General features: G+C 68.1%; 24 protein-coding genes, 4 tRNA genes and 1 pseudogene. 21 read left to right on the top strand and 8 right to left on the bottom strand.

The features are described 5' to 3' along the window. Positions 1–28: 28 nt before the first annotated feature. Positions 29–553 carry a methylated-DNA--[protein]-cysteine S-methyltransferase gene (locus tag OHA61_RS15130; protein WP_406303458.1) on the bottom strand — a complete coding sequence of 175 codons (525 nt, stop codon included), beginning with the start codon at positions 551–553 and terminating at the stop codon, positions 29–31. Between the two features lie 183 nt (positions 554–736). Continuing rightward, positions 737–1,225, bottom strand: a complete 489-nt coding sequence (locus OHA61_RS15125; RefSeq protein ID WP_406303457.1) for a YajQ family cyclic di-GMP-binding protein — start codon at positions 1,223–1,225, stop codon at positions 737–739. 194 nt (positions 1,226–1,419) lie between these two features. On the opposite strand from OHA61_RS15125, the gene OHA61_RS15120 reads away from it, so the two are divergent. Continuing rightward, a tRNA-Tyr gene (locus tag OHA61_RS15120) sits at positions 1,420–1,501 on the top strand. A gap of 169 nt (positions 1,502–1,670) precedes the next feature. Here the strand turns inward: OHA61_RS15120 and OHA61_RS15115 are convergent. From OHA61_RS15115 to OHA61_RS15105, 3 genes and pseudogenes are all read right to left on the bottom strand, one after another. Next, positions 1,671–1,988 (bottom strand): annotated as a pseudogene (locus tag OHA61_RS15115) (GyrI-like domain-containing protein); the annotation flags it as partial. An 86-nt stretch (positions 1,989–2,074) separates the two neighbouring features. Continuing rightward, entirely contained in the window at positions 2,075–2,731 is a 657-nt protein-coding gene (locus OHA61_RS15110; RefSeq protein WP_406303456.1) for an NAD(P)H-binding protein, read from the bottom strand. An 83-nt stretch (positions 2,732–2,814) separates the two neighbouring features. Beyond that, positions 2,815–4,047 (bottom strand): amidohydrolase family protein, encoded by a 1,233-nt coding sequence (locus OHA61_RS15105; RefSeq protein WP_389373857.1) that lies wholly within the window; start codon positions 4,045–4,047, stop codon positions 2,815–2,817. A 240-nt stretch (positions 4,048–4,287) separates the two neighbouring features. Between OHA61_RS15105 and OHA61_RS15100 the strand changes: the two genes are divergently transcribed. The 10 genes from OHA61_RS15100 (at position 4,288) to OHA61_RS15055 (ending at position 10,631) form a co-directional block, all read left to right on the top strand. After that, positions 4,288–4,360, top strand: a tRNA-Thr gene (locus OHA61_RS15100). Positions 4,361–4,406: 46 nt separating this feature from the next. After that, positions 4,407–4,479 (top strand) — tRNA-Met (locus OHA61_RS15095). Between the two features lie 89 nt (positions 4,480–4,568). After that, positions 4,569–4,733 (top strand): 50S ribosomal protein L33, encoded by a 165-nt coding sequence (gene rpmG / locus OHA61_RS15090; RefSeq protein ID WP_003956487.1) that lies wholly within the window; start codon positions 4,569–4,571, stop codon positions 4,731–4,733. Between the two features lie 85 nt (positions 4,734–4,818). Next, the gene (locus OHA61_RS15085; protein WP_328671534.1) at positions 4,819–5,271 is read left to right on the top strand and encodes a MaoC family dehydratase N-terminal domain-containing protein; all 453 of its coding nucleotides are present in this window, start codon (positions 4,819–4,821) and stop codon (positions 5,269–5,271) included. Further along, entirely contained in the window at positions 5,271–5,699 is a 429-nt protein-coding gene (locus OHA61_RS15080) for a MaoC family dehydratase (protein WP_324990307.1), read from the top strand. The genes OHA61_RS15085 and OHA61_RS15080 overlap by 1 nt, the downstream gene beginning before the upstream one ends. A 160-nt stretch (positions 5,700–5,859) precedes the next feature. Beyond that, complete coding sequence (locus OHA61_RS15075) at positions 5,860–6,420, top strand: TetR/AcrR family transcriptional regulator (protein ID WP_406303454.1); 561 nt, start codon at positions 5,860–5,862, stop codon at positions 6,418–6,420. A 77-nt stretch (positions 6,421–6,497) separates the two neighbouring features. Continuing rightward, positions 6,498–7,940: a DHA2 family efflux MFS transporter permease subunit gene (locus OHA61_RS15070; protein WP_406303453.1), complete on the top strand. Its 1,443-nt coding sequence runs from the start codon at positions 6,498–6,500 to the stop codon at positions 7,938–7,940. Positions 7,941–8,062: 122 nt separating this feature from the next. Beyond that, on the top strand, positions 8,063–9,118 hold the full coding sequence (locus tag OHA61_RS15065; protein ID WP_406303452.1) for a UDP-N-acetylmuramate dehydrogenase: 1,056 nt from the start codon (positions 8,063–8,065) through the stop codon (positions 9,116–9,118). Between the two features lie 140 nt (positions 9,119–9,258). After that, entirely contained in the window at positions 9,259–9,783 is a 525-nt protein-coding gene (locus tag OHA61_RS15060) for a SigE family RNA polymerase sigma factor (protein WP_361904183.1), read from the top strand. After that, the gene (locus OHA61_RS15055) at positions 9,780–10,631 is read left to right on the top strand and encodes a hypothetical protein (RefSeq protein ID WP_406303451.1); all 852 of its coding nucleotides are present in this window, start codon (positions 9,780–9,782) and stop codon (positions 10,629–10,631) included. Before OHA61_RS15060 ends, OHA61_RS15055 begins: the two co-directional genes overlap by 4 nt. Before the next feature lie 31 nt (positions 10,632–10,662). Here OHA61_RS15055 and OHA61_RS15050 read toward each other — a convergent pair whose 3' ends face one another. After that, positions 10,663–11,295, bottom strand: coding sequence for an NAD(P)-dependent oxidoreductase (locus OHA61_RS15050; protein WP_406303450.1), 633 nt, complete (start codon positions 11,293–11,295; stop codon positions 10,663–10,665). An 87-nt stretch (positions 11,296–11,382) separates the two neighbouring features. Here OHA61_RS15050 and OHA61_RS15045 point away from each other — a divergent pair, with 87 nt between their 5' ends. Then, positions 11,383–11,979, top strand: coding sequence for a TetR/AcrR family transcriptional regulator (locus OHA61_RS15045; protein ID WP_324989468.1), 597 nt, complete (start codon positions 11,383–11,385; stop codon positions 11,977–11,979). Here the strand turns inward: OHA61_RS15045 and OHA61_RS15040 are convergent. Further along, positions 11,969–12,991, bottom strand: coding sequence for an adenosine deaminase (locus OHA61_RS15040; protein ID WP_406303449.1), 1,023 nt, complete (start codon positions 12,989–12,991; stop codon positions 11,969–11,971). The two genes, OHA61_RS15045 and OHA61_RS15040, sit on opposite strands and share 11 nt — an antisense overlap. Before the next feature lie 123 nt (positions 12,992–13,114). Further along, positions 13,115–14,341, bottom strand: coding sequence for a pyridoxal phosphate-dependent aminotransferase (locus tag OHA61_RS15035; protein ID WP_406303448.1), 1,227 nt, complete (start codon positions 14,339–14,341; stop codon positions 13,115–13,117). Positions 14,342–14,510: 169 nt separating this feature from the next. Here OHA61_RS15035 and OHA61_RS15030 point away from each other — a divergent pair. The 9 genes from OHA61_RS15030 (at position 14,511) to rpoB (ending at position 23,767) form a co-directional block, all read left to right on the top strand. Beyond that, a tRNA-Trp gene (locus OHA61_RS15030) sits at positions 14,511–14,583 on the top strand. A gap of 109 nt (positions 14,584–14,692) precedes the next feature. Then, the gene (gene secE, locus OHA61_RS15025) at positions 14,693–14,980 is read left to right on the top strand and encodes a preprotein translocase subunit SecE (protein WP_266479196.1); all 288 of its coding nucleotides are present in this window, start codon (positions 14,693–14,695) and stop codon (positions 14,978–14,980) included. 75 nt (positions 14,981–15,055) lie between these two features. Beyond that, on the top strand, positions 15,056–15,970 hold the full coding sequence (gene nusG, locus OHA61_RS15020) for a transcription termination/antitermination protein NusG (protein ID WP_406303447.1): 915 nt from the start codon (positions 15,056–15,058) through the stop codon (positions 15,968–15,970). Positions 15,971–16,132: 162 nt separating this feature from the next. Next, positions 16,133–16,567 (top strand): 50S ribosomal protein L11, encoded by a 435-nt coding sequence (gene rplK / locus OHA61_RS15015; RefSeq protein WP_142214219.1) that lies wholly within the window; start codon positions 16,133–16,135, stop codon positions 16,565–16,567. A gap of 80 nt (positions 16,568–16,647) precedes the next feature. Continuing rightward, positions 16,648–17,370, top strand: a complete 723-nt coding sequence (gene rplA, locus OHA61_RS15010; protein ID WP_266479191.1) for a 50S ribosomal protein L1 — start codon at positions 16,648–16,650, stop codon at positions 17,368–17,370. A gap of 170 nt (positions 17,371–17,540) precedes the next feature. Then, a complete protein-coding gene (locus tag OHA61_RS15005) occupies positions 17,541–18,401 on the top strand; it encodes a DUF1396 domain-containing protein (protein WP_406303446.1) in 861 nt (286 codons plus the stop codon). A 260-nt stretch (positions 18,402–18,661) separates the two neighbouring features. Then, positions 18,662–19,192 carry a 50S ribosomal protein L10 gene (rplJ, locus tag OHA61_RS15000; protein ID WP_142214216.1) on the top strand — a complete coding sequence of 177 codons (531 nt, stop codon included), beginning with the start codon at positions 18,662–18,664 and terminating at the stop codon, positions 19,190–19,192. Between the two features lie 113 nt (positions 19,193–19,305). After that, a complete protein-coding gene (gene rplL / locus OHA61_RS14995) occupies positions 19,306–19,689 on the top strand; it encodes a 50S ribosomal protein L7/L12 (protein ID WP_324988774.1) in 384 nt (127 codons plus the stop codon). Between the two features lie 592 nt (positions 19,690–20,281). Continuing rightward, positions 20,282–23,767 (top strand): DNA-directed RNA polymerase subunit beta, encoded by a 3,486-nt coding sequence (gene rpoB / locus OHA61_RS14990; protein ID WP_406303445.1) that lies wholly within the window; start codon positions 20,282–20,284, stop codon positions 23,765–23,767. The last annotated feature ends 1 nt before the right edge of the window (position 23,768 follow it).

Genomic DNA, 23,768 nt, shown 5'->3' with positions numbered 1-23,768 from the left:
CGCTCCCTGGGGAACAGTGCCTCACCCCTCACGGCGTCGGCACGCCCTCGCGCACGCCCTCGAGCCCGAGCAGCCGCTGCTTGCGCTCCAGCCCGCCCGCGTATCCGCGCAGGGTGCCGTCCGCGCCGATCACCCGGTGACACGGCCGCACCACGAGCAGGGGATTGCGCCCGATCGCGGTCCCCACCGCGCGTACCCCCGCAGCCGAGGTGCCGACCTGTTGGGCGATCTGCCCGTACGTTGCCGTCGCGCCGTACGGAATCTCTTCCAGCGCCTGCCACACCCGGCGCTGGAACTCGGTCCCGCCGTCCACGTACTCGATCTCGAAGTGGGTCAGCCGGCCCTCGAAGTACGCGCCGATCTGCCTGCCGATTTCCTCGAAGGCCGCAGGGTCGCGCCGCCAACCGTCCCGTACGACGGCCGCGCCCTTCTGGCCGGGCAGCGACAGTGAGGCGAGTGCGGTGCCGCCCTTCGCCGTGGGGGACTCCTCGCCGACCAGCAGCAGTTCGCCCAGCGGGCTGTCGATGGTCGTGTAGACCGTCCTGGCGGTCATGGCCCGTTCCTTTCCTCGCAGCGTGTCCTGCGCCGTACGCCTACGAGTCTGCGACCCCCGCTCCGCCGAAGCTGGCGGTATTCGGACATCACGCCCGGCCGACGCGCCCCGCCCCCGCCACACGGGGCGAGGGCGGGCGGCCGAGCCGCTCCGCCCCCGGTCGCCAGGCATACGCCGCCGGAATCAGCGGTAGTTCACGAACTGCAGCGCGAACTCGAAATCCTGGCCCTTCAGCAGCGTCTGTACGGCCTGCAGGTCGTCCCGGCTCTTCGAGCTGACCCGCAGTTCGTCGCCCTGGACCTGCGCCTTGACGCCCTTCGGGCCCTCGTCGCGGATGATCTTCGCGACCTTCTTGGCGTTCTCCTGGGAGATGCCTTCCTCGATCGAGGCGAAGATCTTGTACTCCTTGCCGGACAGCTGGGGCTCGCCCGCGTCCAGTGCCTTCAGCGAGATCCCGCGCTTGACCAGCTTGGTCTGGAAGACATCGAGGATGGCGGCGACGCGCTCCTCGGAGTTGGCCTGCATAAGGATCTTCTCGCCGGACCAGGCGATCGAAGCCCCGACGTTCTTGAAGTCGTAGCGCTGGGAGATCTCCTTCGCGGCCTGGTTGAGGGCGTTGTCGACCTCCTGCCGCTCGACCTTCGAGACGATGTCGAAACTGGAGTCGGCCATGTCCTGTGGCTCCTTGTATCGGGTGCGTGGAGGCGCGGCCGGAGTCCCGGACCGCACCCGCAAGCCTAGCCACCCGGACCCGTCCCGAGGGCTGATCAATCCGGTGGCGGAGCACCCCCGGGCATCGGGTATCGTTTACGTCGTTGCCACGGAGCACCACCCCACAGCGGGTGACTTTCACGGCGACATCCCATGGCGGTGTGCCCGAGTGGCCAATGGGAACGGACTGTAAATCCGTCGGCTCTGCCTACCCAGGTTCGAATCCTGGCGCCGCCACGTGATGAAGATGGCCCCCGATCTGCGGAAACGCGGACCGGGGGCCATCGTCGTATACGCGTGTCCCAGGGCAGGCACCGGCGGACGGCAGACCCCCCGGACTGCAGGCCTCCCCGTCCGGACGGCCGACACCCCTGCCGGCCCTCGCCGAGCGTGATCACCGTCGCCCTCAGTCGGCCAGACGGAACGCGAGCTCGATCTCCCACTTGGACGGGTCCGGCTCGACGCGGGGGTCGGTCAGACACGACTCCAGGCGGCAGGCCCGGCGCTCAGCGCCGTCGACCACCGTCATGTCCCACTCCAGACCCTCCCGTTCCGCCCATTCCCGTACCGCCGTGATGACCCCGAACAGCTGGTCGGGATGGCCGGCATGGGTGACCGTCACATAGCGGCCGCGAGGCAGCACGGCGACGCCGATATCGCCGTCGGGCTCCGGCATGGACACGACGGGGATGCCCGCCTCGACCTCCGACTCCCCTTCGATGTCGACGCTGTTGAAGCGGAAGAAGAGGGCACCGGCGAGCTCCGCGGCCGGTCAGCCAGCCGGAAACGCGGACCACATCGCCCGCGGGCTCAGTTTCCGGCGACGTCCTTCACCGCGACCGTCACCGGCACCGAGCCGCTGATCAGCTCCAGGGTCAGCCCCGCCGTCGCCGGCGTCTCCACCAACTCCGCGAGCACCGCTGCCACATCGTCACGCGGCACCATCCCGCGGCCTGTCGACGCCTTCAGCTGTACGAGACCGGTGCCTGCGTCGTTCGTCAGTGAGCCCGGCCGCACAATCGTCCAGGCGAGGCCTCGCCTGGACCGTACGTCGTCGTCCGCCGCGCCCTTCGCCCTCAGGTACACGTCGAACTCGCTGTCGCCCGCGTGCTGTGCGTCCGCACCCATCGAGGAGACCACGATGTACCGCCGTACGCCTGCCCGTTCGGCCGCGTCCGCGAACAGCACCGCCGCGCCCCGGTCCACCGTGTCCTTGCGCGCCTTGCCGCTGCCCGGACCCGCGCCCGCCGCGAAGACGGCGGCGCCGGCGCCCTGAAGCGCGGCGGCGACCTCCTCGGCCGAGGCCGACTCCAGGTCGAGCAGGACCGGTTCGGCACCGGCCGCACGCAGGTCGTCGCCTTGCTCAGGTCTGCGGATGATGCCGGCGACCTCGTGGCCGCCCGCCGACAGCAGCCGTTCGAGGCGGAGTGCGATCTGACCGTGTCCTCCAGCGATGACAATGCGCATGCCTACGACGGTACGTCCGAAGCGCCCTGCTCGCTCAGGGACTCACCGTCTGCGACATCACGCTTAGACGCGAAGCGCAGACCTCAGGGGCAGGTGTCCGGCCGCCCCTGCCGGGGCAGTTCGAGGGCGACCGCGGCCGCCGAGTCGCAGTACTCCCGTACCGCGCTGGTCCGGGCCACCACCCGGCCGCGGTGAATCACGATCCGGCTGTACGCGAGCGACAGGACCCCCGAGATCCGCTCGCCGCGCACCGCAAGCAGCTCGGCGGGGAAGCCTGCCTCGACCCGTACCTCCGGCAGTCCCATCGCCTGCCGCGCGACGCCCGCCACCGTCCCGTACGCCTCACGCGCCGCCATCCCGCCCTGAGAAGCCAGCAGATACGCGGCCTCCAAAGGATCGCCGCGGCCCACCGGATTCGAGACGTCGCGCAGAGCCCCGCTGCCCGCCGCGACCCGCACCCCGGCGGCTCGCAGCAGGCGCACCGGCGCGTTGCCCCGCAGCTCGACGGCCCCGCAGCCGCCCTGAGGCACACAGACCACCGTGACCCCGGCCGCGGCCAGCTGGTCGGCCGCCCTCGACGCCACCTCGCGCGGCAGCCGGGCGAGCCCCGCGCACGGTCCGATCGCGACGCCGGGCCGCAGTCCGCCCGCCATCGCGGCGAGTCGGGCGAGCCGGGCGGGATCGTCGCCGTGGGTGTGCAGGTCGACGGGGCAGCCGTGTTCGGCGGCGACTTCGAGCACGGCCTCCGCGTACCCGGTCGGATCGGGGTCGGTGTCCGGGCAGCCTCCCACCACCCCGGCGCCCATCTTCACCGCATCCCGCAGCATCGCCAGGCCGTCGGCTCCCGCGACGCCCGTGAGCAGCCGCGGCACGGCAACAGCTGTCAGATCCGCGAGGCCGCGCAGCGCGCGCCGTGCCTGGAGCACCGCCTCCAGCGGGCCGAGCGCGTGCACATCCCCGATCCGGACGTGCGAGCGCAGCGCGGTCGCCCCGTGTCCCAACTGCAGCAGGGCGGCCTCGGTGGCACGCCGCTGGACGTCCTCGGTGTCGTACGAAACGGGTCCCAGGGAGTCGGCGGTCAGTGCCGTGTCCCCATGGGTGTGCGGATCGGCCGGGGCGGGCAGCAGCAGATAGCCGCTCAGGTCGACGCGGGTGGCGTGCGGGGTGAGGCTGCCCGCGGTGCCGACGGCCTCGATGCGTCCGCCGCTGAGCCGTACGTCCACGGTGCGGCCGTCGGTGAGCCGGGCGTCGCAGAGCAGCAGCGCGGTGGTGTCCGCCGTGGCGCCGTCGGGTGGCTGCGGCTGGCTGTCGGGCATCGCGCTCCTGGGTGGGGCGGTGGGGCTCGGGCGGCGTGACGGAAAACAAGATCACAAAGACAAGATCACGCAGCGTGAGTCGAGCCTAGGGGCGCGCCGAGCGCGCTTCGAGGAGGAGCGCAATAGTCGTACCGGTGTGGCCACGAGTGGCGTACGGGACGCACGGGGCTCATGCCCTGCGGAGGGCGCCGAAACGGATTTGGGCGATCGGCGACCGACCGTGTAATGTCTTCATCGCTCGCCCCAATAGCTCAGTCGGTAGAGCGTCTCCATGGTAAGGAGAAGGTCTACGGTTCGATTCCGTATTGGGGCTCTGATGTCGGGGATCCTCACCTCCGGGTGAGGAGATCCGGTATCGCAGCGGTGTAGCTCAGTCGGTAGAGCAAGCGGCTCATAATCGCTGTGTCACCGGTTCAAGTCCGGTCACCGCTACACACAGTAGCCGATTGTGGGGTCGGTCCTCCGATCGGCTACTCTTTTATGCGTTCATCCGTTCATCCGTCCGTCCAAGGAGCACTCACGTGGCTGCCACCGACGTCCGCCCGAAGATCACGCTGGCCTGCGTGGAGTGCAAGGAGCGGAACTACATCACCAAGAAGAACCGGCGTAACAACCCGGACCGTCTTGAGATGAAGAAGCACTGCCCGCGCTGCAACTCGCACACGGCGCACCGCGAAACGCGCTAATCAGGCTCGTATACGAGGCCGCCCCCGACTCGGGGGCGGCCTCGTGTCGTTTGTTGAGGTCCATCTGTCAGGAGGGAGCCAGTCCATGGCGCTCGACCAGTCCTTCGTGGGGCGGACTTATCCGCCCACCTCGCCTTATGAGGTAGGCCGGGAAAAGATCCGCGAGTTCGCCGAGGCGGTGGGCGACGCCAATCCCGCGTACACCGACCCGGATGCCGCCAGGGCGCTCGGCCACTCCGATGTGATCGCGCCGCCGACTTTCGCCTTCGCGATCACTTTCAAAGCTGCTGAACAGGTTATTCAGGACCCGCAGTTGGGGCTCGACTACGACCGCGTGGTGCATCGCGAGCAGAAGTTCGCCTACACCCGCCCGGTCGGCGCGGGGGACAGGCTCGCCGTCACCTCGACCATTGAGTCCATCAAGTCCCTTGCGGGCAACGATGTTGTGGACATCCGTGGCGAGGTGCGCGACGAGGCCGGCGCACATGTCGTGACTGCGTGGACCAAGCTGGTGGCGCGCGCTGCCGAGGAGGCGTGATGGCTGCGAAGATCTCTTACGCGGACGTCGAGGTGGGCACCGAGCTTCCGGCGCAGAGTTTTCCCGTGACGCGGGCGACACTGGTGCAGTACGCGGGCGCCTCGGGCGACTTCAACCCGATCCACTGGAATGAGAAGTTCGCCACGGAGGTGGGACTTCCCGATGTGATCGCGCACGGCATGTTCACCATGGCCGAGGCGGTACGTGTCGTCACGGACTGGGCCGGCGACCCGGGCGCGGTCGTCGAGTACGGCGTCCGCTTCACCAAGCCCGTCGTCGTCCCGAATGACGAGAAGGGTGCGCTGATCGAGGTCAGCGGCAAGGTCGCGGCGAAGCTGGACGACAACCGCGTCCAGGTCGACGTGACGGTGATGAGCGAGGGGCAGAAGGTACTGAGCATGTCCCGCGCCGTGGTGCAGCTCTCCTGAGGGCCGCGCCGGGCGGTACGGCGATGAGTCCCGAACGGTACGGCGATGAGTAAGGGGCACCCCTCCATGCGGGGTGTCCCTTACCCCGCTTCCCCTTGCCCTGCCTCCGTCTTTCAGTCGCCTCTTGACTTGTTAGTGATTGGCCACTAACTTAGTTCTCATGGTCAGAATGAGCGCAGAAGAGCGACGCGAGAGCGTCATCCGCGCAGCGATCACCGAGTTCGCGCGAGGCGGCTACGACGGCACCTCCACCGAGGCGATCGCCAAGCGGGTCGGGGTGTCGCAGCCGTATCTCTTCCGGCTGTTCAAGAACAAGCAGGAGCTCTTCCTTGCGGCGGCGACCCGCTGTCTGGATCAGACTCGCGAGGCAATGGCCGACGCCGCGCGCGACGTGGCGCCGGAAGATGTGCACCTGGCGATGGGGACCGCGTACAAGCGGCTGCTGGCCGAGGATCCCGACAGGCTGCTCATGCAGATGCAGGTGTACGTCGCCGTGGCCTCGGCCGAGGCGGCCGGGGACCACGAGTTCGGCGAGGCGATCCGGGCCGAGTGGGAGAAGCTCTGGGACTTCTCGCATCTTGCCCTCGGCGCCGATGTGAAGGAGACCACGTACTTCCTGTCCTACGGAATGCTCATCAACGTCCTTGCGTCGCTCGGCTTCCCGAAGGGGCATCGGGTCTGGTCGGCCTTCGACGGGTCCAAGATTCCGGTGGCGGAGTAAGCCCTCGCGCGTAATGGATGAGCGCGTTTCTCTGCCTACGAAAGTTAGTCATCAATAACTAACATCAGGGGAAAGTCATGGAACAGAGCACGGCCCGCCGCGGCAGCGCCGCCTGGGCACTCGTCATCACCAGCGTCGCCGGCTTCATGGCGGCCCTCGACAACCTCGTCGTCACCACCGCCCTCCCCTCCATCCGCAAGGACCTCGGAGGCGCACTGGAGGACCTGGAATGGACGGTGAGCGCGTATACGCTCACCTTCGCCGTCCTGCTGATGTTCGGTGCCGCGCTCGGCGACCGCTTCGGCCGTCGCAGGCTTTTCATAGCGGGGCTGGCCGTCTTCACCGGCGCCTCCGCCGCGGCCGCCCTCGCACCCGGTATCGACGCCCTCATCGCAGCCCGTGCCGTCCAGGGCGTCGGTGCGGCGATCATGATGCCGCTCACCCTGACCCTGCTCACTGCGGCCGTTCCGGTCGCCCGGCGCGGTGCGGCTCTCGGCATCTTCAGCGCCGTCACCGGCCTTGCCGTCGCCAGCGGCCCACTCATCGGCGGCAGCCTGACCGAGCACATCTCCTGGCAGTGGATCTTCTGGCTGAACGTACCGATAGGCCTGGCGCTGCTGCCGCTGGCCCGGCTGCGCCTGGACGAGTCGTACGCACCCAACGCCCGGCTCGACATCCCCGGCACCCTGCTCGTCAGCGGCGGCCTCTTCGGGATCGTCTACGCCCTGGTCAACGGTCAGGCCGACGGCTGGAGCAGCACCCCGATCCTGGCCGGTCTGATCCTGGGCACGCTCCTTCTGGCCGCCTTCGTGCGGCACGGTCTGACGAGCAAGAACCCCATGCTCCCCATGCGGCTCTTCCGCAACCGCGCCTTCTTCGGTATCAATACGGCGAGCCTGCTGATGTTCCTGGGGATGTTCGGTTCGATCTTCCTGCTCAGCCAGTTCCTGCAGGGCGTCGCCGGGTACTCGCCCACCGAGGCGGGTCTGCGGATGCTCCCCTGGACCGGTATGCCGCTGATCGTCGCGCCCATCGCCGGATACCTCTCCGACAAGATCGGCGGCCGCCCGGTCGTCGCCACCGGCCTCGCCCTTCAGGCCGTGGGTCTGGCGCTCTTCGCGCTGGTCCTGGAGCCGGGTGTGTCGTACTCCGCGCAGCTGCCCGCACTGATCCTCAGCGGCATCGGCATGGCGCTGTACTTCGCCCCGGCTGCCAGCGTCGTCATGTCCAGCGTCCGTCCGGCCGAGCAAGGCGTCGCGTCAGGCGCGAACAACGCCCTGCGCGAGGTCGGCGGAGCGCTCGGTATCGCGGTCCTCGGCGCGGTCTTCGCCGCCCAGGGCAGTTACGAGTCCCCCCAGGCCTTCACCGACGGCACCGCCCCGGCGCTGTGGATCGGCGCGGGCGCGGTGGCCGTCGCGGCCTTGGTCGCCCTGCTGATCCCGGGCCGCCGCCGGCTGACCCCGGCCGACGCCCCGGTGAGTTCGGAGGCCGGCGAGCAGTCCGTGCCCGTCGCGGTGTGACCGGACGACGCGTGACCCGTCGCCGTGTGAGCCGTCGCCGTGTGATCTGTACGACAGCGGCCTACGCATCCGGTCCGTGGCCCCGCCCGAGTGGTGGAGCCACGGACCGTACCCTTGTCCCCGTGCAGGAACTCCACGACGCCCCCCTCGCCCCCCTGACCACCTTCCGGCTCGGCGGCCCCGCGACCCGCCTCGTCACGGCGACCACCGACGACGAGGTGGTCGCCGTCGTACGGGAGGCGGACGCCGCGGGCACCCCGCTGCTGATCATCGGCGGCGGCAGCAACCTGGTCATCGGCGACAAGGGATTCGACGGCACCGCGCTGCGCATCGCCACCCGCGGCTTCGAACTGTCGGGTACCACGCTGGAGTTGGCCGCGGGCGAGGTCTGGACGGACGCTGTCGCCCGCACCGTGGAAGCGGGCCTCGCGGGCATCGAGTGCCTGGCGGGCATCCCCGGCTCCGCCGGTGCCACGCCGATCCAGAACGTCGGCGCGTACGGCCAGGAAGTATCCAGCACCATCACCGAGGTCGTGGCCTACGACCGCCGCAGCGGCGAAACGGTCACCGTCCCGAACGCCGAGTGCGCCTTCTCGTACCGCCACAGCCGCTTCAAGCAGGACCCCGAGCGCTATGTCGTCCTGCGGGTCCGCTTCGAGCTGGAGGACGCGGGCGGTCTGTCGGCGCCCCTCAAGTACGCCGAGACCGCGCGCGCACTCGGCGTCGAGGCCGGTGACCGTGTCCCGGCGGCCGCCGCCCGCGGGACCGTACTGAAACTGCGCGCGGGCAAGGGCATGGTCCTGGACCCCGAGGACCACGACACATGGTCGGCGGGCTCCTTCTTCACCAACCCGATCCTCGATCCGGCCGCGTACGAGACCTTTCTCACCCGGGTCCACGACCGCCTCGGCCCCGACGTCGCGCCGCCCGCCTTCCCGGCGGGGGAGGGGCGCACCAAGACCTCGGCGGCCTGGCTGATCGACAAGGCCGGCTTCACCAAGGGGTACGGCACCGGCCCGGCCCGGATCTCCAGCAAGCACACGCTCGCCCTCACCAACCGCGGTGAGGCCACCACCGAGGACCTGCTCGCGCTCGCACGCGAGGTCGTGGCGGGCGTGCGCAAGGCCTTCGGCGTCACGCTCGTCAACGAGCCGGTGACGGTCGGCGTCAGCCTGTAGCCCGGCCTGTTCCCGACCTGCAGCCCAGCCTGGACAAGGCAGGCATCGGTCCGCAAAAGCCGATGGAACCCGCCGTGCTCCCCAGGTTGTCGAGTGAGTGACAGGGTCTTCGGACCACACACCGCTCGGGGGGAGCGCCAGTGCGTCAGGGCGGCTCGGCTCGCGATTCGGAATTCGCGGATTTCGTGACGGCGTCACAGGTGTCGCTGTTGCGGACCGCCCGTCTGCTGACGGGTGATCCGCACACGGCCGAGGATCTCGTGCAGACCGCGCTGATACGGGTCTATACGCACTGGGGCCGGTCGGCTGGCTGGGACTCGCCTCAGGCGTATGCCCGCAAGGCCGTCGTCAATCTCTTCGCGACCTGGCGCAGGCGCCGCTGGCACAGCGAGGTCGCCCACACCGGAGCGGAGAGCGCGGCGGACGGCCACGACATGGCCGGGAGCGCGGAGGCGAGGCTCGAACTGGGCCGCGCGCTCGGGGCTCTGCCCCGTGCCCAGCGAGCCGTCGTGGTGCTGCGCTACTACGAGGACCTGTCGGTGGAACAGACGGCCGAGCTGCTCGGCTGTTCGCCCGGGACGGTCAAGAGCCGTACCAACAGGGCCTTGGAGCGGCTGCGTACTGCGGGTGCGCTGGCCGGCTATGCGGGAAGGGGCGCGCGGTGAGTGACGAGGAAGAGGTGCTGAGGCGGGGCCTGAAGGATCTGGCCGAGGGTGGTGGTCAGGCCGGGGGTCTGACGGCGGTGGAGGCATTCCTGGCGAAGGCACAGCGGGCCCGGGCTCGCCGACGTGTGGCGGTCGCCGGCTGCGCAGTGCTGCTGGTTGCGGGCGGCGCGGGGCTGGGAGTGCGGCTCTCTGTCGGCGACCGAGCGCCGGACAGTGTGGTGAGCAAGGAGACGGAGAGCCTGTCGCCGCAGAAGGGGGGCCCTTTGGCGACCGGGCCTGCCAAGCCCGAGGAGCGGGTCAGGTACCGGTACGACCTGTCCCAGGTCTGTAATCGGCGGTTCGCCGTCTTCGGCGGCCGCATCTGGGAGTCCACCCGTGACGGGTTGCTGCCCTTCCTGTGGGTACCCGGCGCCGACCGCCACAGTGGATACATGACGCTGATAGCCGCGGACACCGCTCTCTTCGAGACCGCCGAAGGCCGGCCGTCCGGGCTGACCTTCCACCCCGTCTCCGGAAAGGTGCCCTGCATCGGGCAGGAACCGCAGCGGGCGCTGTCCGACGAGCCCGCCTATCCGATGGGCCCGAAGAAGCCACTTATAGGTGCCAGGTATCCGTACTCCATGACCAAGGAGTGTGAGATGAAGTACGCGGCTTTCGGCGGCAGGTGGTGGAAGGCCGACGAGAATTGGTCGTCCGGGGTCCGGGTGGACTGGGTGAACGAAAGGCCCCTCGCCGCGTACATGACCCAGGTGGACAGCACCACCGCTCTCCTCGAGATCCCCCAGCCCCAGAAGAACTGGAAGATCAACTACCAACTGGTCGACCGCAAAGGCGACGAGTGCGACTGAGCCCGCGCCGTCGCGCCCGGGCGGTTCCCCGCTAGTACGCCACGCCCACACCCTGCTTGACCGTCGCCGGGTTCTCGATCATTCCCAGCATCGCGTGGGCCACATCCGCACGGCCGATCGTCCTGCCGCTGCGCGGAGTGCCGCCCACGACCGTCCGGTACGAGCCTGTCAGCGGCTTGTTCAGCAGCCGTGGCGGGCGTACCGAGGTCCAGTCCGTCGAGCTGCGCGCCAGCTCCTCCTCCATGGAACGGAGGTCGTCGTACACCGGCTTCAGCAAGGTGTTGATCACCGCGAGCGTCGTGCGGTCCAGCATCGGCTGGCGCTCGGGGACCGGGCCGAGCGGGGCCGCGCTCACCACCAGCAGCCGGCGTGTGCCCTCCGCCTCCATCGCCCAGAGCACCGAGCGCGTCAGCGCGGCCGCGACCCCGGCGTCCCCACGCCTGCGTGCACCAAGACCCGAGAGGACCGCGTCCCGCCCGGCGACCGCCTTGCGCAGCGACTCGCCCTCCTTCAGGTCCGCCTGGAACACCTGCAGGCCTGGACCCGTGATCGTGAACCGCGCCGGGTCGCGCACCACCGCCGTCACCTCGTGCCCCGCCGCCACTGCCTGGGTGACGATCTCCTGACCGATTTGGCCGGTCGCACCGAAAACTGTGAGCTTCATGGCGCACCCTCCTCGGGTGGGTAAGTATTCACTCACCTCTAGAGTGGGTAAGTACTCACTCACTCGTCAAGCCCGGTCGGAGGATCCATGCAGAAACCGGCTCGCGCCCGCATCGTCGACGCCGCCCACGAGCTCATGCTCACCCTCGGCCTCGCCCGCACCACCACCAAGGAGATCGCCAAGACGGCAGGCTGCTCCGAGGCCGCGCTCTACAAGAACTTCGCGAGCAAGGAGGAACTGTTCATTGCCGTCCTGAAAGAGCGGCTGCCCAAGCTGAGCCCGCTGCTCGCCGGCCTCACCGCCGAGCCGGGGGAGCATCCCGTCGAGGAGAACCTCACGGCGGTCGCCCGCGAGGCCGCGCTCTTCTACGAGCAGACCTTCCCGATCGCCGCCTCGCTCTACGCCGAGCCGCAGCTCAAGCGACGCCACGAGCAAGCCATGCGTGAGATGGGCGCGGGACCGCACAGGCCGATCCAGGGTCTGGACGCCTATCTGCGGGCCGAGCAGCAAGCGGGCCGTATCAGCGCCGAGGCGGACACCTATGCCGCCGCCTCGCTGCTTCTCGGCGCCTGCGCCCAGCGTGCCTTCGCCTACGAGATGACGGAGGGAGGCAAGCCCCCGCAGCCCCTCGACGAGTTCGCCGCAGGCATCGCACGCACCCTGCTGCGCGGAATCAGCCGGTAGCCAGCCAGTTGTCGATCCCCGCCAGCAGCTTGTCCTTCATCTCGTCCGGAGCCGCCGACGCCCGTACCGACTGGCGTGCCAGTTCGGCCAGTTCGGCGTCCGTGAAGCCGTGGTGCCTGCGTGCCAGTTCGTACTGGGCGGCCAGCCGCGAGCCGAAGAGAAGCGGGTCGTCCGCCCCCAGCGCCATCGGTACTCCCGCGTCGTACAGGGTGCGCAGCGGCACATCGGCGGGCTTCTCGTACACGCCGAGCGCCACATTCGACGAGGGGCACACCTCGCAGGTCACCCCGCGCTCCGCCAGCTTCCGCAGCAGCCGAGGGTCCTCCGCCGCCCGTACCCCGTGGCCGATCCGCGAGGCGTGCAGATCGTCCAGGCAGTCCCGTACGGACGCGGGTCCCGTCAGCTCGCCGCCGTGCGGCGCCGCCAGCAGACCGCCCTCCCGCGCGATGGAGAAGGCGCGGTCGAAGTCCCGTGCCATGCCCCGGCGTTCGTCGTTGGAGAGGCCGAAGCCGACAACCCCACGGTCCGCATAGCGCACCGCCAGCCGCGCCAGCGTGCGGGCATCCAGGGGGTGCTTCATACGGTTCGCCGCGACCAGCACCCGCATCCCGAGGCCGGTCTCCCGCGAGGCGCACTCCACCGCGTCCAGAATGATCTCCAGCGCCGGGATCAGCCCGCCCAGCATGGGGGCGTACGAGGTCGGATCGACCTGAATTTCCAGCCAGCCGGAACCGTCCCGGACATCCTCCTCGGCCGCCTCACGCACCAGCCGCTGGATGTCCTCGGGGGAGCGCAGACAGGACCGCGCCATGTCGTAGAGCCGCTGGAAACGGAACCAGCCGCGCTCGTCGGTCGCGCGCAGCTTGGGCGGTTCGCCCCCGGTCAGGGCATCGGGCAGATGAACGCCGTACTTGTCGGCGAGCTCCAGCAGGGTGGTGGGCCGCATCGACCCGGTGAAGTGCAGATGCAGATGAGCCTTGGGCAGCAGGGCCACGTCACGTACACGCTCCATCCAAGGATCTTGCCGCAACACCCCGCCCAGGGACAGCCGCTTTCCCCGATCGGGTTCTTGCCCGAACAAAGAAACGGAACCCACCGACTCCAGCGAGTCAGTGGGTTCCGCCGTCGCAGGACCTCAGTCGCGCGCCTCGGCCAGCAGCTTCTGCAGCCGCGAGACACCCTCGATCAGGTCTTCGTCGCCCAGTGCGTACGAAAGACGCAGATAGCCGGGCGTGCCGAAGGCCTCGCCCGGTACGACCGCCACCTCGGCCTCGTCCAGGATCAGCGCCGCCAGCTCCACCGAGCTCTGCGGACGCTTGCCGCGGATCTCCTTGCCCAGCAGCCCCTTCACCGAGGGGTACACGTAGAAGGCGCCCTCAGGCACCGGACACAGCACGCCGTCGATCTCGTTGAGCATCCGCACGATCGTCTGCCGGCGGCGGTCGAAGGCGGTCCGCATCTCGGCGACGGCGTCCAGCGAACCGGAGACGGCGGCCAGTGCCGCGACCTGCGCCACATTGGACACGTTCGACGTGGCGTGCGACTGCAGGTTGGTCGCGGCCTTCACCACATCCTTCGGGCCGACGATCCACCCCACGCGCCAGCCGGTCATCGCATAGGTCTTGGCCACGCCGTTGACCACGATGCACTTGTCGCGCAGCTCGGGCACCAGCGCCGGCAGCGAGGTGAACTTCGCGTCGCCGTAGACCAGGTGCTCGTAGATCTCGTCCGTCAGCACCCACAGCCCGTGCTCGAGCGCCCAGCGCCCGATCGCCTCGGCGTCGGCCTCGCTGTAGACCGCGCCCGTCGGGTTGGACGGGGAGACGAAGAGCACGACCTTCGTACGGTCCGTGCGCGCCGCCTCCAGCTGCTCGACGGAGACCCGGTAGCCGGTGGTCTCGTCGGCCACGACCTCGACCGGGACGCCGCCCGCGAGGCGGATCGACTCGGGGTAGGTGGTCCAGTACGGAGCCGGGACGATGACCTCGTCACCCGGGTCGAGGATCGCCGCGAACGCCTCGTAGATCGCCTGCTTGCCGCCGTTGGTGACCAGGATCTGCGAGGCATCGACCTCGTAACCGGAGTCGCGCAGCGTCTTCGCGGCGATGGCGGCCTTGAGCTCGGGAAGCCCGCCCGCCGGCGTGTAGCGGTGGTACTTCGGGTTCTTGCAGGCCTCGATCGCGGCCTCGACGATGTAGTCCGGTGTCGGGAAGTCCGGCTCACCCGCGCCGAAGCCGATCACCGGACGTCCGGCGGCCTTGAGGGCCTTGGCCTTTGCGTCGACGGCGAGGGTCGCGGACTCGGAGATCGCGCCGATGCGGGCGGAGACCCGGCGCTCGGTGGGAGAGGTTGCAGCGCTCATACGGCCATCGTCCCAGACAGCCATCCCGCTCGGCACAGGTGTTTCGAGTAGCGGACAGGAACCGGCTCGAAGCTGTCTGTTCGACGCCGGGCCTGCAAGCACGTACACTCACTCGTCGTTGGCCCACACCAACCACATCTTCGGATGGGGTAGGTTGGGGAAACCACAAAGGGTCGTAGCTCAATTGGTAGAGCACTGGTCTCCAAAACCAGCGGTTGGGGGTTCAAGTCCCTCCGGCCCTGCTACACACACCTTCGCCAGGATGTGTGCGCATGTACGTACATTCAATGAACCGGCCGTGCGGCTCCACCGGGCGCGGCGCGGCCACGACCCGGAATCAGGTGAAAGATCGTGACGGACGCCGTGGGCTCCATCGACATGCCTGATGCCGAGGACGAGGCGCCTGAGTCGAAGAAGAAGGCCCGCAAGGGCGGTAAGCGCGGCAAGAAGGGCCCCCTCGGTCGTCTGGCGCTCTTCTACCGACAGATCGTTGCCGAGCTGCGCAAGGTCGTCTGGCCCACTCGAAGCCAGCTGTCGACGTACACCACAGTGGTGATTGTCTTCGTAGTCGTCATGATTGGTCTGGTGACCGTGATTGACTATGGCTTCCAGGAAGCCGTCAAGTACGTCTTCGGCTGATCCCGCGGAGGGCGCCGGCAGCGGCGCCCCTTTCGCATGTTCCACCCCATCTGTATCCAGGAAGAAGCAGCCACCGTGTCTGACCCGAACCTGAACGACGCCATCGAGTCGGCGGAGTCCGTGGAGGACGAGCTCGACATCGTCGAGGCGGCGGACGCTGTGGAGCCGGACCAGGCCGAGGCTGCCGACTCCACCGCCGGTGAGCCGGCCGAGCAGGCCGTGGTGCACGTCGAGGAAGAGGCCACCGCCGTGGCCGAGGTCGACGAGGACGAGGCCGCCGCAGCCGCTGTCGAGGACGAGGCCGAAGAGGCCGCCGACGTCGAAGCCGCCGAAGAGGCGGCCGATGTCGTGGAGGAAGAGCCCGCCGCCCCGGTCGACCCCGTCGCCGCGCTCCGCGACGAGCTGCGCGGTCTGCCCGGCGAGTGGTACGTCATCCACACGTACGCCGGGTACGAGAAGCGCGTGAAGGCCAACCTTGAGCAGCGCGCCGTCTCCCTGAACGTCGAGGACTTCATCTACCAGGCCGAAGTGCCCGAGGAAGAGATCGTCCAGATCAAGAACGGCGAGCGCAAGAACGTCCGCCAGAACAAGCTCCCCGGATACGTCCTGGTCCGTATGGACCTGACGAACGAGTCCTGGGGCGTCGTCCGCAACACCCCCGGCGTCACCGGCTTCGTGGGCAACGCCTACGACCCCTACCCGCTGACCCTGGACGAGATCGTCAAGATGCTCGCCCCGGAGGCCGAGGAGAAGGCAGCCCGCGAGGCCGCCGAGGCCGAGGGCAAGCCGGCTCCGGCCCGCAAGGTCGAGGTCCAGGTGCTGGACTTCGAGGTCGGCGACTCGGTCACCGTCACCGACGGCCCGTTCGCGACGCTGCAGGCGACGATCAACGAGATCAACGCCGACTCGAAGAAGGTCAAGGGCCTCGTCGAGATCTTCGGCCGCGAGACCCCGGTTGAGCTGAGCTTCGACCAGATCCAGAAGAACTAGCTCCTTCAAGCGGTCTTCTGGAACATACGCCTCCGAACAGGTCAGATCGGCTCTCGCAGCCGCTCTGACCTGCTCGGTTTTTGGCCGCACAGCCACAGCAGTTATCGTTGTGCGGTTGCCCCTTGGGCAGCAGGAAAGACATGAATAGGAAGAGGACCCGGAATGCCTCCCAAGAAGAAGAAGGTCACGGGGCTTATCAAGCTCCAGATCCAGGCCGGCGCGGCCAACCCGGCTCCGCCGGTCGGCCCCGCGCTGGGTCAGCACGGCGTCAACATCATGGAGTTCTGCAAGGCCTACAACGCCGCGACCGAGTCGCAGCGTGGCATGGTCGTGCCGGTGGAGATCACGGTCTACGAGGACCGTTCCTTCACCTTCATCACCAAGACTCCGCCGGCCGCCAAGCTGATCCTCAAGGCCGCGGGTGTGGACAAGGGCTCCGGCGAGCCGCACAAGACCAAGGTTGCCAAGCTCACCGGCGCCCAGGTCCGCGAGATCGCCTCGGTCAAGATGCCCGACCTGAACGCCAACGACCTGGACGCCGCGTCGAAGATCATCGCCGGCACCGCCCGTTCGATGGGCATCACGGTCGAGGGCTGACAGCCCCCGTTGACCTCAGTGGTAGGGCCAAGCGCTGGTCCGCACCACGACTCCATACCTGAACCAACACAGGAGCAGAAGTGAAGCGCAGCAAGACTCTCCGCGCTGCGGACGCCAAGATCGACCGGGAGAAGCTGTACGCCCCGCTCGAGGCCGTCCGTCTCGCCAAGGACACCACCGCCACCAAGTTCGACGGCACCGTCGAGGTCGCCATGCGTCTGGGTGTTGACCCGCGCAAGGCCGACCAGATGGTCCGCGGCACCGTGAACCTTCCGCACGGCACCGGCAAGACCGCCCGGGTCCTGGTCTTCGCGACCGGTGACCGTGCTGCGGCCGCGGAAGCCGCTGGCGCCGACATTGTCGGCTCCGACGAACTGATCGACGAGGTTGCGAAGGGCCGTCTGGACTTCGACGCCGTCGTCGCCACCCCGGACCTCATGGGCAAGGTCGGCCGCCTCGGCCGCGTGCTCGGTCCGCGTGGTCTGATGCCGAACCCGAAGACCGGCACCGTCACCCCCGATGTCACCAAGGCTGTGAACGACATCAAGGGCGGCAAGATCGAGTTCCGCGTCGACAAGCACTCGAACCTGCACTTCATCATCGGCAAGGTCTCCTTCGACGAGACGAAGCTGGTCGAGAACTACGCCGCGGCGCTGGAGGAGATCCTCCGTCTCAAGCCGTCCGCCGCGAAGGGCCGCTACATCAGGAAGGCGACCCTGACCACGACGATGGGCCCCGGCATCCCGCTGGACTCCAACCGCACCCGCAACCTCCTCGTCGAGGAGGACCCGGCCGCGGTCTGAGCCTGACGGCTCACTCGATACGAGAACCGGCCCCCGCACCTCAACAGAGGCGCGGGGGCCGGTTTTTGCGCAGACGCCGTCTTTTAATCACTGGCGTTGTCGGAGTCGAACGGTAGTGTCGCGAGGGTTTGCGGAGCATCACGTACAGCTGTGGGGGGAACATGCATCCGATGTACCGGAAGGCGGCCGGGGGACTGCTCGCGGGAGCGCTGCTGTGCGGCAGTGCTGCCTGTTCGGCGGACACCACGCCGAAGCCGGACCGCCCGGCCGCGCAGAAGCCGCTCCGGGTCACCCTGGCCGCGGCGGTCAAGCGCGCGGCCGACCAGAACGAGAAGCTGACCTCGCTCTCGTACCGCATGAAGGGCCAGGTGCCGGGGGGCGGCGCCATCGAGGGCCAGGCCGCGATGGCGCTGAAGCCGCTCGCCATGCGGATGAAGATGAAGCAGAAGAGCGCCGGGGAGAAGGCCGAGGTCGAGATCCGCCTCGTCGGCGGCGTCATGTACCTCAACGGAGGCGAGAAGGCCGCCGCCGAGCTGGACGGCAAGACCTGGCTCAAGTTCGACCTGTCCGGGCTCGGCAAGGGCGGACAGGACCCGCTGGCCGGGCTGGGTGGCCAGGCGGACCGGAACCCGACGGAGGACTCGTCCTCGCTGACCGCCGCCAAGGACCTCAAGAAGGTCGGCCAGGAGACGGTCGACGGGGTGGCCACCACCCACTACGCGGGCACCGTGCCGCTGGACGTGATGCGCGCGAGTCTCAAGGGCGAGGACGCGGCGACCAGGCAGCGCCGGGAGAAGAGCCTCAAGAAGTACGAGGAGATGGGCGTCAAGGCCGTCACGATGGACATGTGGATCGACGGGAGTGACCACACCAAGCAGTTCCGCACCCGCGCGGCCGCCGAGAAGGGCCCGCTGGATCTCACCATCACGTTCCTCGACTACAACAAGCCGGTCGTCGTGAAGGCGCCGCCGGCCTCCGCGACCGCGGATCTGGCCGAGATGTTCAAGGGCATGGAGAGCGGCCAGGAGTGAGCCGTACGGCCCGATTTGCCTGACCGGGATCCGGTCCCGTACGCTTCCACAGAAGCCAAAGACCGCTGGTCGTTGCCGTGCTCTCGTAGAGGGTGTGGCGGCCGAAGGATCCGCTAGCTGCGGACGTCCTGCGCAGGTGACTGTGGACAGCTCCCGGATTCCATTCGGTCGAGCTACGCCCCGTGCGCCTGCGCCGGGGCGTTTCGTTTTGTTCAGCCCCTTCTGAGCGGTCCTCATCACCCGGAAGGAGGCCGACGCTCATGGCAAGGCCCGACAAGGCTGCCGCGGTAGCCGAGCTCGCGGACCAGTTCCGCAGCTCGAACGCCGCCGTGCTGACCGAGTACCGGGGTCTCACCGTGGCTCAGCTCAAGGAGCTGCGCCGTTCGCTCGGTGAGAACGCCCAGTACGCCGTGGTGAAGAACACGCTGACCAAGATTGCGGCCAACGAGGCCGGGATCAACACGCTCGACGACCTGTTCAACGGTCCGACAGCGGTTGCCTTCGTCACCGGTGACCCGGTGGAGTCGGCGAAGGGTCTTCGTGACTTCGCCAAGGACAACCCCAACCTCATCATCAAGGGCGGTGTCCTTGACGGTAAGGCGCTGTCCGCCGATGAGATCAAGAAGCTTGCGGACCTCGAGTCCCGCGAGGTTCTGCTCGCCAAGCTGGCGGGCGCCATGAAGGGCAAGCAGTCCCAGGCTGCCGCGCTCTTCCAGGCGCTTCCCTCGAAGTTCGTCCGCACCGCGGAGGCGCTTCGTGCCAAGAAGGCCGAGCAGGGCGGTGCCGAGTAATTCGGCTCGCGCATTGATCAGCGCCGCCTGAAGGCGCGCTGGTCGCAGCGGGCCGAACGCCCGCCGACATATACATCCCGGCACCAGCCGATTTAGTGGAAGGATCGCCCATCATGGCGAAGCTCAGCCAGGACGACCTGCTTGCGCAGTTCGAGGAGATGACCCTCATCGAGCTCTCCGAGTTCGTGAAGGCCTTCGAGGAGAAGTTCGACGTCACCGCCGCCGCTCCGGTCGCCGCTGCCGCTGGTGGCGCCGCTGCCGCCCCGGCCGAGGCCGAGGCCGAGCAGGACGAGTTCGACGTCATCCTCACCGGCGCCGGCGAGAAGAAGATCCAGGTCATCAAGGTCGTGCGTGAGCTGACCTCCCTGGGTCTGAAGGAGGCCAAGGACCTCGTGGACGGCGCCCCGAAGCCCGTTCTCGAGAAGGTCGCCAAGGAGGCCGCCGAGAAGGCCGCCGAGTCCCTCAAGGGTGCCGGCGCGTCCGTCGAGGTCAAGTAAGTCCCACTTGCGCCACCGGCGCGTGGATTGAGTCTCTGACGCGTGGTTCCGCATAGGAGCCGCGAGGGACACAGCGAAGGGCGATCACCCAGACGGGTGGTCGCCCTTCGACGTGTGCGAGGCCTGCGATGTTCTTCCGGATCCGGTGGGTATCGTGATCTTCGCCGTGCGCCCCTGACGCTGGTCAGTGACGATCTCAGCAGCCAGTTTGGGTTGGGGGGCCTTGACGAACCGCACGTAGCGCGCAATTCTCAGGACGCGTCGTCACAAGGATCCGGATCCGAGGCATGGATCGACGACCGAACGGGCAGTATCGAGGTGCGCCTGCTGGCGCGAGGGCAAGCCGCGGAGTTGAGAACAACGAGGGTCTCGAAAACCCGCACTGGACATCAGTGTGCCAAGTGGCTACACTGACCCTTTGCGCTGCCTGTTAACTGCCCCCTGCCCGTCACCAGGGGCATCCCCACGTATGAGCATCGTTGACTGAAGCATCCCTGAGCTGGCCATTTGGCCAATCAGGAGCGTCTTTCTCCGTGCCCATGGTGGGACCGGTACGCGCGTAGTGAGTCCGAGCCCTCGGAAGGACCCCCTCTTGGCCGCCTCGCGCAACGCCTCGACCGCGAATACGAACAACGGCGCCAGCACCGCCCCGCTGCGCATCTCCTTTGCAAAGATCAAGGAGCCCCTCGAGGTTCCGAACCTCCTCGCGTTGCAGACCGAGAGCTTTGACTGGCTGCTCGGCAATGCCGCATGGAAGGCTCGTGTCGAGGCGGCTCTGGACAGCGGACAGGACGTCCCCACCAAGTCCGGTCTGGAAGAGATCTTCGAGGAGATCTCTCCGATCGAGGACTTCTCCGGGTCGATGTCGCTGACCTTCCGCGACCACCGTTTCGAGCCTCCGAAGAACTCCATCGACGAGTGCAAGGAGCGCGACTTCACGTACGCGGCCCCGCTCTTCGTCACGGCCGAGTTCACCAACAACGAGACCGGCGAGATCAAGTCCCAGACGGTCTTCATGGGCGACTTCCCGCTCATGACCAACAAGGGCACCTTCGTCATCAACGGCACCGAGCGTGTCGTCGTGTCGCAGCTGGTCCGCTCGCCGGGTGTCTACTTCGACTCCAGCATCGACAAGACGTCCGACAAGGACATCTTCACGGCCAAGATCATCCCGTCCCGGGGTGCCTGGCTGGAGATGGAGATCGACAAGCGCGACATGGTCGGTGTCCGCATCGACCGCAAGCGCAAGCAGTCCGTCACCGTCCTGCTCAAGGCTCTCGGCTGGACCACCGAGCAGATCCTCGAGGAGTTCGGCGAGTACGAGTCCATGCGCGCCACCCTGGAGAAGGACCACACCCAGGGCCAGGACGACGCGCTGCTCGACATCTACCGCAAGCTCCGCCCGGGCGAGCCGCCGACGCGTGAGGCCGCTCAGACGCTGCTCGAGAACCTCTACTTCAACCCGAAGCGCTACGACCTCGCCAAGGTCGGCCGCTACAAGGTGAACAAGAAGCTCGGCGCCGACGAGCCGCTGGACGCCGGCGTGCTCACCACCGACGACGTCATCGCGACCATCAAGTACCTGGTCAAGCTGCACGCCGGTGAGACCGAGACCGTGGGCGAGAGCGGCACCCAGATCGTCGTCGAGACCGACGACATCGACCACTTCGGCAACCGTCGTCTGCGCAACGTCGGCGAGCTCATCCAGAACCAGGTCCGCACGGGTCTGGCTCGTATGGAGCGCGTCGTGCGTGAGCGCATGACGACCCAGGACGTCGAGGCGATCACGCCGCAGACCCTGATCAACATCCGGCCGGTCGTCGCCTCCATCAAGGAGTTCTTCGGCACCAGCCAGCTGTCGCAGTTCATGGACCAGAACAACCCGCTGTCGGGTCTCACCCACAAGCGCCGTCTGTCCGCGCTTGGCCCGGGTGGTCTGTCCCGTGAGCGGGCCGGCTTCGAGGTCCGTGACGTGCACCCGTCGCACTACGGCCGCATGTGCCCGATCGAGACCCCTGAAGGCCCGAACATCGGTCTGATCGGCTCGCTCGCCTCCTACGGCCGGGTCAACGCCTTCGGCTTCGTCGAGACGCCGTACCGCAAGGTCGTCGACGACCAGGTGACCGACGAGGTCGACTACCTGACCGCCGACGAGGAAGACCGGTTCGTCATCGCGCAGGCCAACGCCGCGCTGACCGACGACATGCGCTTCGCCGAAGCCCGTGTCCTGGTCCGCCGTCGTGGCGGCGAGGTCGACTACGTCCCGGGCTCCGACGTGGACTACATGGACGTCTCGCCGCGCCAGATGGTGTCGGTCGCGACCGCCATGATCCCGTTCCTCGAGCACGACGACGCCAACCGTGCCCTCATGGGCGCGAACATGATGCGTCAGGCCGTTCCGCTGATCACGGCCGAGGCGCCGCTGGTCGGCACCGGCATGGAGTACCGCTGCGCGGTCGACGCCGGTGACGTCATCAAGGCGGAGAAGGAAGGTGTTGTCCAGGAGGTCTCCGCGGACTACATCACCGTCGCCAACGACGACGGCACGTACACCACGTACCGCATCGCCAAGTTCTCCCGGTCGAACCAGGGCACCTCGGTCAACCAGAAGGTTGTCGTGGACGAGGGCGCCCGGGTCGTCGAGGGCCAGGTCCTCGCCGATGGTCCGGCCACCGAGCAGGGCGAGATGGCGCTCGGCAAGAACCTGCTGGTCGCCTTCATGCCGTGGGAGGGCCACAACTACGAGGACGCGATCATCCTGTCGCAGCGCCTCGTGCAGGACGACGTCCTCTCCTCGATCCACATCGAGGAGCACGAGGTCGACGCCCGTGACACCAAGCTCGGCCCGGAGGAGATCACCCGGGACATCCCGAACGTCTCCGAGGAGGTCCTCGCCGACCTCGACGAGCGCGGCATCATCCGTATCGGTGCCGAGGTCGTCGCCGGCGACATCCTGGTCGGCAAGGTCACGCCCAAGGGTGAGACCGAGCTGACCCCGGAGGAGCGTCTGCTCCGCGCGATCTTCGGTGAGAAGGCGCGTGAGGTCCGCGACACCTCGCTGAAGGTGCCGCACGGCGAGACCGGCAAGGTCATCGGCGTCCGCGTCTTCGACCGCGAGGAGGGCGACGAGCTGCCGCCGGGCGTGAACCAGCTGGTTCGCGTGTACGTCGCGCAGAAGCGCAAGATCACCGATGGTGACAAGCTCGCCGGCCGTCACGGCAACAAGGGCGTCATCTCGAAGATCCTGCCGATCGAGGACATGCCGTTCCTGGAGGACGGCACCCCGGTCGACATCATCCTCAACCCCCTCGGTGTCCCGTCCCGAATGAACCCGGGACAGGTCCTCGAGATCCACCTCGGCTGGCTCGCCAGCCGCGGCTGGGACGTCTCCGGTCTGGCCGACGACTGGGCTCAGCGCCTGCAGGCCATCGGCGCCGACCAGGTCGCCCCCGGCACCAACGTCGCGACCCCGGTCTTCGACGGTGCGCGCGAGGACGAGCTGGCCGGTCTCTTCGAGGCCACGATCCCGAACCGCGACGGTGACCGGCTGGTCCAGCCCTCCGGCAAGGCCAACCTGTTCGACGGCCGCTCCGGCGAGCCGTTCCCGGACCCGATCTCGATCGGGTACATGTACATCCTCAAGCTCCACCACCTGGTCGACGACAAGCTGCACGCCCGCTCGACCGGTCCGTACTCGATGATCACCCAGCAGCCGCTGGGTGGTAAGGCCCAGTTCGGTGGCCAGCGATTCGGTGAGATGGAGGTGTGGGCGCTGGAGGCTTACGGCGCCGCGTACGCCCTCCAGGAGCTGCTGACCATCAAGTCCGACGACGTCACCGGCCGCGTGAAGGTCTACGAGGCCATCGTCAAGGGCGAGAACATCCCCGAGCCCGGCATTCCCGAGTCCTTCAAGGTGCTCATCAAGGAAATGCAGTCGCTCTGCCTCAACGTGGAGGTGCTCTCCTCGGACGGCATGTCCATCGAGATGCGCGACACGGACGAGGACGTCTTCCGCGCTGCGGAGGAGCTCGGTATCGACCTGTCCCGGCGTGAGCCGAGCAGCGTCGAAGAGGTCTGAC

The organism is Streptomyces sp. NBC_00885, assembly GCF_045207475.1.
Taxonomy (GTDB): domain Bacteria; phylum Actinomycetota; class Actinomycetes; order Streptomycetales; family Streptomycetaceae; genus Streptomyces.
Note: the sequence above shows the minus strand (reverse complement) of the source record. Positions and strands in the feature narration are given on the sequence as shown.

What these genes read in the sequence shown, in the direction of transcription:
- OHA61_RS15130 (WP_406303458.1), bottom strand. Translation starts at nt 553, where the DNA reads ATGACCGCCAGGACGGTCTACACGACCATCGACAGCCCGCTGGGCGAA.
- OHA61_RS15125 (WP_406303457.1), bottom strand. Translation starts at nt 1,225, where the DNA reads ATGGCCGACTCCAGTTTCGACATCGTCTCGAAGGTCGAGCGGCAGGAG.
- OHA61_RS15110 (WP_406303456.1), bottom strand. Translation starts at nt 2,731, where the DNA reads ATGCGCATTGTCATCGCTGGAGGACACGGTCAGATCGCACTCCGCCTC.
- OHA61_RS15105 (WP_389373857.1), bottom strand. Translation starts at nt 4,047, where the DNA reads ATGCCCGACAGCCAGCCGCAGCCACCCGACGGCGCCACGGCGGACACC.
- OHA61_RS15085 (WP_328671534.1), top strand. Translation starts at nt 4,819, where the DNA reads ATGGCGCTCGACCAGTCCTTCGTGGGGCGGACTTATCCGCCCACCTCG.
- OHA61_RS15080 (WP_324990307.1), top strand. Translation starts at nt 5,271, where the DNA reads ATGGCTGCGAAGATCTCTTACGCGGACGTCGAGGTGGGCACCGAGCTT.
- OHA61_RS15075 (WP_406303454.1), top strand. Translation starts at nt 5,860, where the DNA reads ATGGTCAGAATGAGCGCAGAAGAGCGACGCGAGAGCGTCATCCGCGCA.
- OHA61_RS15070 (WP_406303453.1), top strand. Translation starts at nt 6,498, where the DNA reads ATGGAACAGAGCACGGCCCGCCGCGGCAGCGCCGCCTGGGCACTCGTC.
- OHA61_RS15050 (WP_406303450.1), bottom strand. Translation starts at nt 11,295, where the DNA reads ATGAAGCTCACAGTTTTCGGTGCGACCGGCCAAATCGGTCAGGAGATC.
- OHA61_RS15045 (WP_324989468.1), top strand. Translation starts at nt 11,383, where the DNA reads ATGCAGAAACCGGCTCGCGCCCGCATCGTCGACGCCGCCCACGAGCTC.
- OHA61_RS15040 (WP_406303449.1), bottom strand. Translation starts at nt 12,991, where the DNA reads ATGGAGCGTGTACGTGACGTGGCCCTGCTGCCCAAGGCTCATCTGCAT.
- OHA61_RS15035 (WP_406303448.1), bottom strand. Translation starts at nt 14,341, where the DNA reads ATGAGCGCTGCAACCTCTCCCACCGAGCGCCGGGTCTCCGCCCGCATC.
- rplK (WP_142214219.1), top strand. Translation starts at nt 16,133, where the DNA reads ATGCCTCCCAAGAAGAAGAAGGTCACGGGGCTTATCAAGCTCCAGATC.
- OHA61_RS15005 (WP_406303446.1), top strand. Translation starts at nt 17,541, where the DNA reads ATGTACCGGAAGGCGGCCGGGGGACTGCTCGCGGGAGCGCTGCTGTGC.
- rplJ (WP_142214216.1), top strand. Translation starts at nt 18,662, where the DNA reads ATGGCAAGGCCCGACAAGGCTGCCGCGGTAGCCGAGCTCGCGGACCAG.
- rplL (WP_324988774.1), top strand. Translation starts at nt 19,306, where the DNA reads ATGGCGAAGCTCAGCCAGGACGACCTGCTTGCGCAGTTCGAGGAGATG.